This is a genomic window from Rhizorhabdus dicambivorans (assembly GCF_002355275.1).
GTDB classification, from domain to species: domain Bacteria; phylum Pseudomonadota; class Alphaproteobacteria; order Sphingomonadales; family Sphingomonadaceae; genus Rhizorhabdus; species Rhizorhabdus dicambivorans.
Window position 1 is genome coordinate 3,024,333 of record NZ_CP023449.1, and the last position, 12,681, is coordinate 3,037,013.

The following is a 12,681-nucleotide window of genomic DNA, read 5'->3' on the forward strand; positions in this document are numbered from 1 at the left end:
CCGGCCGCGCTAGTCCGCGGCTTTACGTCCTAATCCCAGTCTCGCGCAATGCGAAGGCTGCAATCACCGATGTAAGTATCGCACCGCAGCATTACGATAGGGTTGAAGCGAGTGGAGCACGGCGATTGAGCCGGCCTCGCCATCTTGCTAGGGCGCGCGCCATGGCACGACGCAGCGAACCCGGCGACACCACCCCCCGCAAGCTTGGCGAGCTGGCGATGATCTGGCGGTTCGCCCGCGCCTATCCGGGCCGGATCGCCGGCGCCGCCATTGCCCTGGCGGTCGCGGCCTCGGCGACGCTGGCCATTCCGGGCGGCTTCCGGCTGGTGATCGACAAGGGTTTCATCGCCTCGGGCGGCGATGTCGGCCCCTATTTCCGCTATCTGCTGCTGATCGTGCTGGTGCTGGCGCTCGCCACCGCGCTGCGTTTCTATTTCGTCTCCTGGCTGGGCGAGCGGGTGGTCGCCGATATCCGGGTGGCGGTGCAGGCCAATCTGCTGCGCCTGGCGCCCGCCTATTTCGAGGAGAACCGCCCTTCCGAGATCGCCTCGCGCCTGACCGCCGACACCGCCGTCATCGAACAGGTGGTCGGCACGACCGTCTCGGTGGCGCTGCGCAACCTGGTGCTGGCGGTGGGCGGCATCGCCTATCTGTTCGCGATCGCGCCGAAACTGGCGGCGATGCTGCTGCTGGGCATCCCGCTTGTCATGCTGCCCGTGATCGTGATGGGCCGGCGCCTGCGCAAGCTTTCGCGCAGCACCCAGGATCGGATCGCCGATGTCGGCGCGACCGTGTCGGAGACGCTGCGGGCGATGAAGATCGTCCAAAGCTTCGGCCAGGAGAAGCGGGAGGCCGAACGCTTTGGTAAAGTGGTGGGCGAGGGTTTCGCCACCGCCAGGACGCGCATCCGTACCCGGGCGGTGATGACGGCGATCGTCATCGGCCTGATCTTCGGATCCATCACCATGGTGATGTGGCAGGGCGCGATCGACGTCGCGAGCGGTCGGCTGTCGGGCGGATCGATCGCCGCCTTCATCCTGACCGGCGGCCTTGTCGCGGGTGCGTTCGGCGCGCTGGCGGAAGTCTATGGCGATATCGTCCGCGCGGCGGGTGCCGCCGCCCGGCTCTCCGAACTGCTCCAGGCGGAAAGCGAGATCCGGGCGCCGGCCAACCCGATCGCCCTGCCCCAGCCCGCGCGCGGGCGGCTGGAGCTCGATCATGTCGTCTTTCGTTATCCCACCCGGCCGGAAATCGCGGCGCTCGACGGTGTCAGCTTCACGGTGGAGCCGGGCGAGATGGTGGCGGTGGTCGGCCCGTCGGGCGCCGGCAAATCGACCATCCTGCAGCTCGCCCAGCGCTTCTACGATCCGGAGGGCGGCGCGATCCGGCTCGACGGGGTCGAGCTGCGCGATGCCGACCCGGCCGATGTCCGTGCCCGCCTCGCGGTGGTGCCGCAGGAAACGGTGATCTTCGGCGCGTCGGCGCGGGACAATCTGCGCTATGGCCGCTGGGACGCCGACGATGCGACAATCTGGGCCGCAGCCGAGGCGGCCAATGCCGCCAGCTTCCTGCGCGCCCTTCCCGACGGCCTCGACACCTTCCTGGGCGAGGCCGGAGCGCGCCTGTCTGGCGGGCAGCGCCAACGCCTCGCCATCGCCCGCGCGCTGCTGCGCGATGCGCCGCTGCTGCTGCTGGACGAGGCGACATCGGCGCTGGACGCCGAATCCGAGAAGCTGGTCCAGGACGCGCTCGACCGGCTGATGGAGGGCCGCACCACCATCGTCATCGCCCACCGCCTTGCCACGGTGCGCGCCGCAGACCGGATCATCGTGATGGACCAGGGCCGGATCGTCGAACAGGGGACGCATGCAACGCTGAGCGCGCAGGACGGGTTGTACGCGCGGCTGGCGCGGCTGCAGTTCAGCGACGCCTGACAGGCGTCACGCCCGGCGGAGGCCGGGGCGACAGGTTATTGCGGCCTGTAGCTGCCGTCCAATAGCTTGATGATCGCCGAGAAATCCTTCCCCTCCCCGCCGAGATTGGCGAAGGCCTGGTAGAGATGCTCGGCCGCGCCGCCCATCGGCACGCTGGCGCCGACGCCCTGGGCCGCCTCGACCGCGAGCTTGAGATCCTTGAGCATCAGGCCGGCCGCGAAGCCGCCGTCATAATTATTGTCGGCGGGGCTTTGCGGGCCGACGCCGGGCAGCGGGCAATAGCTGGTCATCGACCAGCTCTGGCCGCTCGCCTTCGACGAGATATCGAAGAAGGTCTGCGGATCGAGGCCCAGCTTCTGGGCGAGCGCGAAGGCCTCGCATGTGGCGACCATGGTCGCGCCGAGGATCATGTTGTTGACGATCTTCGCGGCCTGGCCCGAACCGGCGCCGCCGGCATGGATCACCGCCTTGCCCATCAGCGCCAGCACCGGCTCCGCCCGGGCGAAATGCTCGGCGCTGCCGCCGACCATGAAGGTGAGCGTGCCGGCATTGGCGGCGGCGATGCCGCCCGAGACCGGCGCATCGACCATCGCGATGCCCTTGGCGGCGGCGGCGGCGTTCACCGCGCGCGCGCTCGCCACGTCGATCGTCGAGCAGTCCATCAGCAGCGCCGAGGCCGGCACCGATCCGAACACCTCATTCTCGTAGACCGAGCGGACATGCTGGCCGGCCGGCAGCATCGTCACCACGAACTCCGCATCGGTCACCGCCTCGGCGGCCGAGGCCGCCGCCTTGCAGCCGGCCGCGACGGCGCGATCGAGCGCCTCCTTCGATAGGTCGAAGGCGCGGACGTCATGCCCCTTGGCGGCCAGGTTGGCGGCCATGCCGCCGCCCATGTTGCCGAGGCCGATGAAACCGATGCGAGCCATATTTATCTGCCTTTCCAGTTGCCGGGGCGCTTCTCGACGAACGCGGTCATCCCCTCGGACTTGTCCTCGGTGGCGCAGACGCCGTTGAACAGGCGCCGTTCGAACAGCAGGCCCATGGCGAGCCCGGTCTCGAACGTCGCATTGACCGCTTCCTTGTTGGCGATGGCAGCCAGGGGGGGCATGCCGGCGATCGCCTGCGCCATCTTCAGTGCCTCATCGAGCAACTCGGCCGCGGGGACGACCTTACTGACCAGCCCGCCGCGCTCGGCCTCGGCCGCGTCCATCATCCGGCCGGTGAGGCACATGTCCATCGCCTTCGACTTGCCGACCGCGCGGGTGAGGCGCTGGGAACCGCCCATACCCGGCAGCACGCCCAGCTTGATCTCGGGCTGGCCGAACCTGGCGCTGTCGGCGGCGATCATGATATCGGCCATCATCGCCAGTTCGCAGCCGCCGCCGAGCGCGAAGCCCGAGACCGCCGCGATCCACGGCTTGCGGGTCGCGGTGACCTTCTCGAAACCCTGGAAGAAATTCTCGCCATACATTTCGGAGAAGCCCTTGGCCTGCATCTCCTTGATGTCGGCGCCGGCGGCGAACGCCTTCTCGCTGCCGGTCAGGATCGCGCAGCGCTGTTCGGGATCGGCGTCATATGTGGCAAAGGCATCGATCAGATCGCGCATGACCTGGCTGTTGAGCGCGTTGAGCGCCTGCGGCCGGTTCAGCCGGATGATCGTCACCGGACCCTGGGTTTCGACGAGTATGGTTTCGTAGGACATGCGGGGCACCCCTTTCAGGCGTTGGGCAAAGGCGTCCAGGCCTCTGCCGACGGAAGCGGAGCGAAGATGGCATCGATATCCGATTCTTCGACGGCCGCCGCCGTAGCAGGATTCCAGCGCGGCGCTCCATCCTTGTCGACGATCAGCGCGCGAACACCCTCGACGAAGTCGGGGCGCGCGATGACACGAGCCGCGACCGCATATTCCATCGCCATTTCAATGGCGAAGTCGTCGATCCTCGCAGCTTCAGCGAGGAGCCTGAGCACCACCTTGCAAGTCTGGGGCGACTTGGTCTCCAACGTCTTCAGCGTGGCAAGCGCCCATTCGCCGCCATCGGCCGCCAGCGCGGCGAGGATGTCCTCATAGCGATCCGAAGCGAACAGGCGGTCGATATCGGCCTTGCGATCGAGGATCGGCGCGGGCGGCACGGCGGTGACCGCACTGCGCAGCGCGGCGTCGATCGCCCTGGGGTTGCCGAGGATCGCCGTCTTGAGCGCCTCGACATCGTCGGCCGCGACGTAATGGGTGCCAAGCGCCGTAGCGAGGCATTCGGCGCCGTTGAGCCGCGCGCCGGTCAGCCCCACATAATGGCCCGTCCGCCCCGGCATGCGCGACAGATACCAGCCGCCCCCGACATCGGTGAACAGGCCGATCCCGGTCTCCGGCATCGCATAGACGGTACGATCGGTGACGATGCGGATCGCGCAGGGCTGCGAAATGCCGACGCCGCCGCCCATGGTGATCCCGTCCATGAAGGCGATGGTTGGCTTGGCATAGGTGAACAGCAGATGGTTGAGGCGATATTCCTCGTGGAAGAAAGCGCGCGCCGCCGCGCCGTCCGCCGCCGCGCTCTCGGCGAGCATGCGGATGTCGCCGCCCGCGCAGAAACCCCTGCCCTCGGCATGATCGATCATCACCAGATCGATGGACTCGTCAGTCGCCCAGCCGGTGAGCGCCGCGATCATCGCGGAGCACATGTCGTGCGTCAGCGCATGGATCGCCTTGGGGCGATTGAGCCGGATCCGGCCGGTGCGGCCTTCGACGGAGATGAGGACGTCTTCGGTCCCCGAGGCGGATGCCGATTCCTGGGTCATTGGCGGAGCAGCTCCCGGCTGGTGATCACACGCATGATCTCGTTGGTACCTTCGAGAATGCGATGAACGCGCAGATCGCGCCAGAAGCGCTCGATCGGGTAATCCTGCAAATAGCCGTAGCCGCCGTGAAGCTGGAGCGCGCGATCGACCACCGATGATCCGGTGTCGGTGGCGAAGCGCTTGGCCATCGCGGCGAAGCGGGTCTTGTCCGGGGCACCGGACGTCACCTTCGCGGCGGCGACATAGAGCAGCATCCGCGCCGCCTGAAGCTCGGTCTCCATGTCGGCCAGGGTGAACTGGATCGACTGGAAATCGGCGATCGGCTGGCCGAACTGCTTGCGCTCCTTCGTATAGTTCACCGCCTCGTCGAGACAGCGCTGGGCGCCGCCCAGCGAGCAGGCGCCGATATTCAGCCGACCGCCGTCGAGCCCCATCATCGCGATGCGGAAGCCCTCCCCCTCAGCGCCGACCCGGTTGGCGACGGGCACGCGGACGCCGTCGAAATTGACCTGCGCGGTGGGCTGCGAATGCCAGCCGAGCTTCTTCTCCTGCGCGCCGAAGCTGACGCCGGGCATGTCCTTGTCGATGACCAGGCAGCTGATGCCCTTCGGCCCGTCCTCCCCGGTGCGGACCATCACGACATAGACCTCGTTGGCGCCGCCTCCGGAGATGAACGCCTTGGAGCCGGTGACGACATAATCGTCGCCGTCGCGCACCGCCCGCGTCTTGAGCGCCGCCGCGTCGGAGCCGGAGCCCGGCTCGGTCAGGCAATAGGAGCCGATCTTCTCGCAGGCGAGCATCGCCGGCAGATAGCGCGCCTTGAGGTCGGCCGAGCCGAAGCGGTCGATCATCCAGGCGGACATGTTGTGGATCGAGATGAAGGCCGAGGTGGAGGGACAGCCATAGGCCATCGCCTCCATGATCAGCGCCGCCTCGAGCCGGCCGAGACCGATGCCGCCGGCCTCCTCCGACACATAGATGCCGCCGAAGCCCAGCGCCGCAGCCGCCTCGATGGTCTCACGGGGGAAGATGTGCTTCTCGTCCCACTCGGCCGCATGCGGCGTGATCGCGTCGGCGGTGAACTTGCGCGCCATCTCCTGGATGGCGCGCTGGTCCTCGGTCAGGTCGAACTGGTCGGTCATATGCCCTTGATCCCGCTCCCAAACCCGTCATGCTGAACTTGATTCAGCATCCATTGCCGCAACGGCCGCCCATCGAACGACAACCCTGCGTCCATATCCTTGCCAGCGGACGACATGGCACGATCTACATCGGCGTCACCAGTGACCTGATGGGTCGTCTGCATCAGCATCGCACCAGGGCAACTCCCGGCTTCACGTCTCGCTACGATGTCTTCCGGCTGGATCCCCTCTGGGAGGATCGCGCACTCGATCTGGGCTTTCCAAGACAATCGTAGCGTCAATGGATGCTGACTTCCGTCAGCATGACCACCCCTGCTTCCTTACCCCATCGTCGGGATGACGAAGGCGCTGTCGCCATTGTCACCGCCGTCGGGCCAGCGCTGCGTGACGGTCTTCACCTTGGTGAAGAACTTGATCCCCTCCATGCCGTGCTGGTTGGTGTCGCCGAAGGCCGAACGCTTCCAGCCGCCGAAGGTGTGATAGGCGACCGGCACCGGGATCGGCACGTTGATGCCGACCATCCCGACATTGACCCGCGCCGCGAACTCGCGGGCGGCATGGCCGTTGCGGGTGAAGATCGCGACGCCGTTGCCGTACTGATGCTGGCTGGGCAGCGCGAGCGCCTCCTCGAAATTGGCGGCGCGGACGATCTGCAGGACCGGCCCGAAAATCTCCTCCTGGTAGCTCTGCATCGACGGCTTGACCTGGTCGAACAGGGTCGGGCCGACGAAGAAGCCCTTCTCATGACCCTGCAAGGTGAAGCCGCGGCCATCGACCACCAGCTCCGCGCCCTCGTCGACGCCCATCTGGATATAGCTTTCGATCTTCGCCTTGTGCGCGGCGGTGACGACCGGGCCGTAATGCGCCTCGGCATCGGTCGACACGCCGACGCGCAGCGCCTCGATCGCGGGGATCAGCTTGGCGCGAAGGCGATCGGCGGTGTCGTTGCCGACCGGCACGACCACCGGCAGCGCCATGCAGCGCTCGCCCGCCGAACCGAAAGCGGCACCGGCCAGATCGTTGACGACCTGATCGAGATCGGCGTCGGGCATGACGATGCCATGGTTCTTGGCGCCGCCCATCGCCTGGACGCGCTTACCGGCGGCGACGCCGCGCTGGTAGACATAATGGGCGATGTCCGACGAGCCGACGAAGCTGACCGCGCTGATCGCCTCATGATCGAGGATCGCGTCGACCATCACCTTGTCGCCCTGGACGACCTGGAGGATGCCGTCGGGCAGGCCCGCCTCCTTCATCAGCTCGGCGAGGCGCACCGGCACCGAGGGGTCGCGCTCGGACGGCTTGAGGATGAAGGCATTGCCGACCGCGATGGCGACGCCGAACATCCACATCGGGATCATCGCCGGGAAGTTGAACGGGGTGATGCCGGCGACGATGCCGAGCGGCTGGCGCATCGAATAGACGTCGATGCCAGGGCCGGCGCCGATCGTGAACTCGCCCTTCAGCACATGCGGGATGCCGCAGGCGAACTCGATCACCTCCAGGCCGCGCTGGATGTCGCCCTTGGCGTCCGCGATCACCTTGCCGTGCTCCGAGGAGAGCAGGTGGGCGAGCGAATCCATGTTCTTCTCGATCAGTTCCTTGAACTTGAACATGACGCGGGCGCGGCGCTGCGGGTTGGTCGCGGCCCAGGCCGGCTGCGCCGCCTGCGCCAGCGCGACCGCCTTGTCGAGATCGGCCGCGGTGCCGAGCCCGACCCGCGCCTGCACCGCACCGCTGTTGGGATCGAACACGTCGCTGAACCGGGTGGCCGGGCTCGAGGAGCCGTCGGCGAAGAAATGGGCGATGTCGCGCAGCTGGGTAGCCATGGAATCTGCTCTCCTGGAATGTGCGCCGTCCATCGCGCCGCTCGCCAGCGCTGGCAAGGCCTTGCCGTGCAGGCCATACCTGCATAAATGCAGGCCATGCGCTGGGATGACCTTCAATTTTTCCTGTCGCTGGCCCGCACCGGCCTGTTGGCCGCCGCCGCCCGGCAGCTGGAGGTCGATGCGACCACGGTGGGGCGGCGCATCCGCCGGCTGGAGCGCGAACTGGGTGGACAGACCTTGTTCGTGCAGGGCCGCGACGGCCATGTGCTGACCGAGGCCGGACGCCGGCTGCTCAGACGGGTTGAAACGATCGAGCGGGAAACCACCGCGATCCTGGGCGGAGACGAATCCAGCGGCGAGGCGATACGGGGACGGCTGCGGATCAGCGCGTCGGAAGGGTTCGGCACCTGGCTGATCGCATCGCATCTCGGCGATTTCGCCGCGGCGCATCGCCACCTCGCGATCGACCTGGCCGCCAATACCGGCTTTCTCGATCCGTCGCGGCGCGAGGCCGACGTCGCCATCCTGCTCGCCCGGCCCCAACGCGGACCGCTGATCACGAAGAAGCTGACCGACTATCGGCTGCGGCTCTATGCCGCTTCCGCCTATCTAGACGCGCGTGGGCCGATCGGCAGCAGCGCCGACCTGCCGGCCCATCCGATGGTCGGCTATATTCCGGATCTGCTCTATTCGCCGGAGCTCAACTATCTCGACGAGGTGCGGACCGGCATCGAGGCGCAGCTGCGTTGCTCGTCGATCAACACCCAATATCAGCTCATAGCGGCCGGCGCGGGGATCGGCGTGCTGCCCTGCTTCATCGGCGACCGCGACCCGAGCCTGGCGCGCGTGCTGCCCGAGATCGTCATCACCCGTTCCTTCTGGCTGGTCACGCACCAGGACAGCCGCCACCTTCCCCGCAACGCGCTGTTCGTCGCATGGCTGTCGGCGCTGGTCGCCCAGCAGCGCGGCCGGCTGCTGGGAGAAACCGGCGACCGCCCCCCGCCCGCCTGACCGCATCCGCCGGAACCCGATCGCCACCACCGCGTTCTGCGCGGCTACGGGGTTGGAGCGGTTTGCGTCATGGAACATATATTGGTGGTCGAAGACGAGATGATCGTCGCGCTCGACCTTGAGCATATCCTCCAGGCGGCGGGGCATCAGGTGGTGGGCATCGCGCCCGACATGGAAACGGCACTGGAACTGGCGCCCGCCTGCTCGATGGCACTGGTCGACGTCAACCTGCGCGACGGCCCCACCGGCCCCGGCGTCGGCGCCGAGATTTTCCGCCGCCACGGCGCGCGCATCATCTTCGTCACCGCCAATCCCGAACAGATCGGCAGCGCCGCCGGCATCGCGGTGGGCCGGGTCAGCAAGCCCTTCGACAGCCGCGCGATCCTGTCGGCGATCGCGATCGCGCAGGATGAGGATCTGCCGGACCGGCTGCCCGACCACGCCCCCGCCGCCAGCCTGTCTGGAAGGCTTTCCCGGTAACCCCCACGAAAATCTCGCATTTCGTTTCGCTTCCCGAAAAATTTCGGGTCCGGTACGCGGTTTCGTGAACAAGTACGGAGGTGCAACGTTTCATGCTTCGATCAGTGGAGTTGAGTATGATCGACCGTGAAACCGCCCTTCAGAACCGATTGCTCGCGGCGTTGAAGCCAGAGGATCTGGGCCTGCTGCTGCCCGCCTTCACGCTGCAGGAATGCGCGCCGGGCAAGATCCTTCAGGAAGCCGGCAGCGACGTCCGCTTCGCCTGGTTCCCGCTCGATGCGGCAGCGGCATCCTTCGTTGTTGCCGCCGATGCCAACCATCTCGTCGATGCCGCCCTGATCGGCTGCGAGGGCGCGGTGTGCGGGCTGGTGTCGAGCGGGCGCCTGCCCGCTTATGCGCGCGCCCATGTGCAGTTCGGCGGGCGTTTCCTGCGTATCCCCCTCTCGGCACTGGCGCAGGCCAAGGAACAGTCGCCCTCCATCTCCCGCTGGGTGGCGCGCTATGCCGATTGCCTGGTGGCGCAACTGTTCCAGTCGGCGGCCTGCAACGCATCGCACACCATCGCCCAGCGGCTGTCGCGCTGGCTGCTCGCGACCCGCGACCGCATCCACCAGGACGAGATCATCATAACCCAGGAACAGCTTGGCGAGATGCTCGGCGTCGGCCGCAGCTTCATCAACCGATCGCTTCGCCAACTCGGCATCAAGGGCATTTTGGGCGCGCGGCGGCGGCGCATCGTGATCCGCGATGTCGACCAGCTGCGCACCATCGCCTGCGACTGCAACGACCGGATCCGCGAACATTTCGATCATGTGCTGGCAGGCGTCTATCCCCATGAGGCGGACTCGGTGGCCGCCTAATCTGGATCAATATCGCCGATGACGCGTTGCAGCGCGGACGCGCCCGTTCCGGCCCGCGATCCCGAGGAGAATGACATGCGATCCACCGTTGCGGGCTGTTGCACCCTTGCCCTGGCCATGATCGCCCTGCCCGCTTCGGCCCAGATCGCCATCGGCACCGACAGCCGCGCCACGATCGGCACCGGGACCAGCATCGGTGGTTCGGCAGGGTTGTCGGCGCAAGTGCCCAGTACGGGCGCGGGGGCTGGGGCCGCCGTCGCGACGCAGGCCGCGACGGGAAAGCTGCCCGACGATGCCTCCGGCAACGTCAAGCGCTCCGAGCGCAAGACGCGTCCGGCGGAGAAGGCCGGCGTGGCGGCGAGCGGCAAGGCCAGCGTCCAATCCCATGGCGGAAGCCGCTCCCCGGGCGGCGGCAACTGATCGAGAGAGATGACCGGGGCGGCGGTTCGGCGCCGCCCCCCAGTGAAAGGTGCGTCGCGTGTCGCTTGGCGAGCAGCTAGCCCCCCATCTTCCCTTCCTGCGCCGCTATGCGCGGGCCCTGACCGGATCACAGCGCGAGGGCGATGCGTTCGTGCGCCGGACGCTGGAGATGATCGTCGCCGATCCCGACGGCTTTCCCCGCGATATCGATCCCCGGCTGGGGCTTTATGCGGCGTTGATCGACCAATGGGAGGCCGAACGCGAGCGCGAGGAGGCGGCCGGCCATGAAGACCGGCTGGGCCGCATCGCCCCCCGTTCGCGCCAGGCCCTGCTGCTGACCGCGATGGAGGGCTTCACCGCGGAGGATGCGGGCTGGCTGATGCACTGCGAGCGCGGCGAGGTCGAGGAGCTTGCCGCCGAGGCCTTCGCGGAGATCGAGCGGCTGGCCCGCACCGAGGTGCTGATCATAGAGGATGAACCTATGATCGCCATGGACCTGGAATCGCTGGTCCGCGATCTCGGCCATGACGTGACCGACATCGCCGTGACCCGCGACGAGGCGGTGGCCAGCGCCCGCACGCGGCGGCCCGGCCTCGTCCTGGCCGACATCCGGCTGGCCGACGACAGCTCGGGCTTGGACGCGGTGCAGGACATGTTGAGGGATTTCACCGTGCCGGTCATCTTCATCACCGCCTTTCCCGAGCGGCTGCTGACGGGGGAGCGGCCGGAGCCTGCTTTCCTGATCACCAAGCCGTTCCAGCGATCGACGGTGAAAGCAGCCATCGCCCAGGCGCTGTTCTTCGGGCAGGCGACCTTCGCGGCCTGAGCCACGCTCGTTTCAGAGGCGAATAGATTCAGTGCCTTATCGGAACATCCTGCGACAGGACCGCGTTCTTTACACAGGTTAACGAAGAAGGAGACCCATCATGGGTGAGATGCTCGACAAGGCCAAAGGCTATGCCAACGAGGCGGCCGGCAAGGCAAAGCGCGCGGTAGGCGATGCGACCAACCGTCCAGACATCCGCGCGCGCGGCGATGCCCAGGAAGCCAAGGGCGACCTGCAAAAGGCCAAGGGAGAGGTGAAGGGCGCGATCAACCGCGCCTGACACGCTCCAAGCTTTGCCAGTAAAAGGCCGGGCTCCCGCGAGCCCGTCCTTTCGCTTGTCTCAGGCTACCGCGCGCCATTGCTGCTCCGTGAACTCCAGGATCAGCGGCGCGAGCTGCGGCCAGTTGACGAACAGCCCAGGCGCAGCCCCGGTTTCTACCGCGCGAACGCGGTCATTCCATTCCCCGTCGCCCCAGGGGGGATCGGCCATGCGCGAATGCGGCATCAGCTCATGTACCCATTCGCTGGTCTGGCGGGTGTGCATCACATCGCTTCGGCCATTGTGGAAGATCAGCGTCGGCATCTTCAGCACCGCGAAATCGTCCGGGACCATGCCGGGAATGGGCGAGACGTCCGAAGGCCGATAGGCAAGCGCCCATTGCTGCATCCGGGCGATGAACTGATCCACATCCTGCGAAAGCAGCACATCCCTGGCGCGCGGGTTACGTGCGACCTGATCGGACCAGCCCGGCAAGGTGACAACCCCTTCCATGCCGAACAGGCTGGCGGCGGTCGCGGGCTCGCAGCAATGCTTGTGGGCCAGTTCCATCAGCCCGACCGGGCCACCGCCAAGCCACCACAGCACGAGATGCGACACCTGCGCGGGGGCTGCCGCCGCCGCGATCAGCGAGACGCGCGACCCCGCCGCCCCACCCGCCAATGCCACCGATCCGAGATCGAGTTCCTGGATCAGCTTCGCGAGGGTGCGGCCGTGCAGGCCGGACTCGCTTTCCGCCTGGAAGCAGATGTCGGACGCCCCGCAATTGGGCCGGTCCCACAGCAGCACCCGCCTGCCCCCGGCGACCAGCGCCTCGCCAAGCTCGCGCAGGCCGGGACTATCCTTGGAAAAGCGCCCGCCCGGCGTCAGCGCCACCGCGGGCGCGCCTTCGCGGCCGAGCAGCTCATATTCGATGCCGAGTCCGTTGATCAGGATACGCGCCATGGCGACAGCCTCCTCTCCTCGTTCCGGCGGTCATCGCAGCGCCCCGGTTCCTGCCGGAGTCGCGGCAATCCGTCTGGAGGGATTAAGCCATGAATCGCCTCTCGGCACCAGCATCATCGGACCCGGACGCCCGTGCCGCAGCCGTTCGTCGCGCCTCA

15 protein-coding genes are annotated in these 12,681 nt (G+C 67.3%); 8 read left to right on the forward strand and 7 right to left on the reverse strand.

What is annotated here, in order from left to right; genetic code table 11:
* The first annotated feature begins 161 nt into the window (after positions 1-161).
* Complete coding sequence (locus CMV14_RS14260; RefSeq protein WP_066967274.1) at positions 162-1,934, forward strand: ABC transporter transmembrane domain-containing protein; 1,773 nt, start codon at positions 162-164, stop codon at positions 1,932-1,934.
* A 35-nt stretch (positions 1,935-1,969) separates the two neighbouring features.
* On the opposite strand, the gene mmsB is transcribed toward CMV14_RS14260, so the two are convergent.
* The 5 genes from mmsB to CMV14_RS26785 are packed head-to-tail and all read right to left on the reverse strand — an operon-like array spanning position 1,970 to position 6,045.
* Entirely contained in the window at positions 1,970-2,863 is an 894-nt protein-coding gene (gene mmsB, locus CMV14_RS14265) for a 3-hydroxyisobutyrate dehydrogenase (protein WP_066967277.1), read from the reverse strand.
* Between the two features lie 2 nt (positions 2,864-2,865).
* Positions 2,866-3,639: an enoyl-CoA hydratase-related protein gene (locus CMV14_RS14270; RefSeq protein WP_066967280.1), complete on the reverse strand. Its 774-nt coding sequence runs from the start codon at positions 3,637-3,639 to the stop codon at positions 2,866-2,868.
* 14 nt (positions 3,640-3,653) lie between these two features.
* Positions 3,654-4,733, reverse strand: a complete 1,080-nt coding sequence (locus CMV14_RS14275) for an enoyl-CoA hydratase/isomerase family protein (protein ID WP_066967282.1) — start codon at positions 4,731-4,733, stop codon at positions 3,654-3,656.
* The gene (locus CMV14_RS14280) at positions 4,730-5,875 is read right to left on the reverse strand and encodes an acyl-CoA dehydrogenase family protein (protein ID WP_066967285.1); all 1,146 of its coding nucleotides are present in this window, start codon (positions 5,873-5,875) and stop codon (positions 4,730-4,732) included. The genes CMV14_RS14275 and CMV14_RS14280 overlap by 4 nt, the downstream gene beginning before the upstream one ends.
* A complete protein-coding gene (locus tag CMV14_RS26785) occupies positions 5,872-6,045 on the reverse strand; it encodes a hypothetical protein (RefSeq protein ID WP_176489105.1) in 174 nt (57 codons plus the stop codon). The genes CMV14_RS14280 and CMV14_RS26785 overlap by 4 nt, the downstream gene beginning before the upstream one ends.
* Here CMV14_RS26785 and CMV14_RS27505 point away from each other — a divergent pair.
* Positions 6,022-6,150, forward strand: a complete 129-nt coding sequence (locus CMV14_RS27505; protein ID WP_331251144.1) for a GIY-YIG nuclease family protein — start codon at positions 6,022-6,024, stop codon at positions 6,148-6,150. The genes CMV14_RS26785 and CMV14_RS27505 overlap by 24 nt on opposite strands.
* A gap of 45 nt (positions 6,151-6,195) precedes the next feature.
* Here CMV14_RS27505 and CMV14_RS14290 read toward each other — a convergent pair whose 3' ends face one another.
* Positions 6,196-7,704, reverse strand: a complete 1,509-nt coding sequence (locus tag CMV14_RS14290) for a CoA-acylating methylmalonate-semialdehyde dehydrogenase (protein WP_238147044.1) — start codon at positions 7,702-7,704, stop codon at positions 6,196-6,198.
* Positions 7,705-7,800: 96 nt separating this feature from the next.
* On the opposite strand from CMV14_RS14290, the gene CMV14_RS14295 reads away from it, so the two are divergent.
* The 6 genes from CMV14_RS14295 to CMV14_RS14320 all read left to right on the forward strand — a co-directional run bounded on the left by CMV14_RS14295 (position 7,801) and on the right by CMV14_RS14320 (position 11,581).
* Positions 7,801-8,715, forward strand: coding sequence for a LysR family transcriptional regulator (locus CMV14_RS14295; protein WP_408014330.1), 915 nt, complete (start codon positions 7,801-7,803; stop codon positions 8,713-8,715).
* A gap of 69 nt (positions 8,716-8,784) precedes the next feature.
* Positions 8,785-9,195, forward strand: a complete 411-nt coding sequence (locus CMV14_RS14300) for a response regulator (protein WP_066967293.1) — start codon at positions 8,785-8,787, stop codon at positions 9,193-9,195.
* A gap of 116 nt (positions 9,196-9,311) precedes the next feature.
* Positions 9,312-10,055, forward strand: coding sequence for a Crp/Fnr family transcriptional regulator (locus CMV14_RS14305; RefSeq protein WP_066967296.1), 744 nt, complete (start codon positions 9,312-9,314; stop codon positions 10,053-10,055).
* Between the two features lie 75 nt (positions 10,056-10,130).
* Complete coding sequence (locus CMV14_RS14310; RefSeq protein WP_139114759.1) at positions 10,131-10,475, forward strand: hypothetical protein; 345 nt, start codon at positions 10,131-10,133, stop codon at positions 10,473-10,475.
* Between the two features lie 58 nt (positions 10,476-10,533).
* Positions 10,534-11,301 carry a response regulator gene (locus CMV14_RS14315; RefSeq protein WP_066967302.1) on the forward strand — a complete coding sequence of 256 codons (768 nt, stop codon included), beginning with the start codon at positions 10,534-10,536 and terminating at the stop codon, positions 11,299-11,301.
* Between the two features lie 100 nt (positions 11,302-11,401).
* Positions 11,402-11,581, forward strand: a complete 180-nt coding sequence (locus CMV14_RS14320; RefSeq protein ID WP_066967305.1) for a CsbD family protein — start codon at positions 11,402-11,404, stop codon at positions 11,579-11,581.
* A 60-nt stretch (positions 11,582-11,641) separates the two neighbouring features.
* Here the strand turns inward: CMV14_RS14320 and CMV14_RS14325 are convergent, their stop codons facing one another.
* Positions 11,642-12,523, reverse strand: a complete 882-nt coding sequence (locus CMV14_RS14325) for an alpha/beta fold hydrolase (protein ID WP_066967308.1) — start codon at positions 12,521-12,523, stop codon at positions 11,642-11,644.
* Between the last annotated feature and the right edge of the window lie 158 nt (positions 12,524-12,681).

Excerpts from the sequence above, each read along its gene's own strand:
- CMV14_RS14290 (WP_238147044.1), bottom strand. The coding sequence starts at position 7,704 with ATGGCTACCCAGCTGCGCGACATCGCCCATTTCTTCGCCGACGGCTCC.
- CMV14_RS14325 (WP_066967308.1), bottom strand. The coding sequence starts at position 12,523 with ATGGCGCGTATCCTGATCAACGGACTCGGCATCGAATATGAGCTGCTC.
- CMV14_RS14280 (WP_066967285.1), bottom strand. The coding sequence starts at position 5,875 with ATGACCGACCAGTTCGACCTGACCGAGGACCAGCGCGCCATCCAGGAG.
- CMV14_RS14275 (WP_066967282.1), bottom strand. The coding sequence starts at position 4,733 with ATGACCCAGGAATCGGCATCCGCCTCGGGGACCGAAGACGTCCTCATC.
- mmsB (WP_066967277.1), bottom strand. The coding sequence starts at position 2,863 with ATGGCTCGCATCGGTTTCATCGGCCTCGGCAACATGGGCGGCGGCATG.
- CMV14_RS14310 (WP_139114759.1), top strand. The coding sequence starts at position 10,131 with ATGCGATCCACCGTTGCGGGCTGTTGCACCCTTGCCCTGGCCATGATC.
- CMV14_RS14320 (WP_066967305.1), top strand. The coding sequence starts at position 11,402 with ATGGGTGAGATGCTCGACAAGGCCAAAGGCTATGCCAACGAGGCGGCC.
- CMV14_RS26785 (WP_176489105.1), bottom strand. The coding sequence starts at position 6,045 with ATGCTGATGCAGACGACCCATCAGGTCACTGGTGACGCCGATGTAGAT.
- CMV14_RS14270 (WP_066967280.1), bottom strand. The coding sequence starts at position 3,639 with ATGTCCTACGAAACCATACTCGTCGAAACCCAGGGTCCGGTGACGATC.
- CMV14_RS14305 (WP_066967296.1), top strand. The coding sequence starts at position 9,312 with ATGATCGACCGTGAAACCGCCCTTCAGAACCGATTGCTCGCGGCGTTG.
- CMV14_RS14260 (WP_066967274.1), top strand. The coding sequence starts at position 162 with ATGGCACGACGCAGCGAACCCGGCGACACCACCCCCCGCAAGCTTGGC.
- CMV14_RS14300 (WP_066967293.1), top strand. The coding sequence starts at position 8,785 with ATGGAACATATATTGGTGGTCGAAGACGAGATGATCGTCGCGCTCGAC.
- CMV14_RS14295 (WP_408014330.1), top strand. The coding sequence starts at position 7,801 with ATGCGCTGGGATGACCTTCAATTTTTCCTGTCGCTGGCCCGCACCGGC.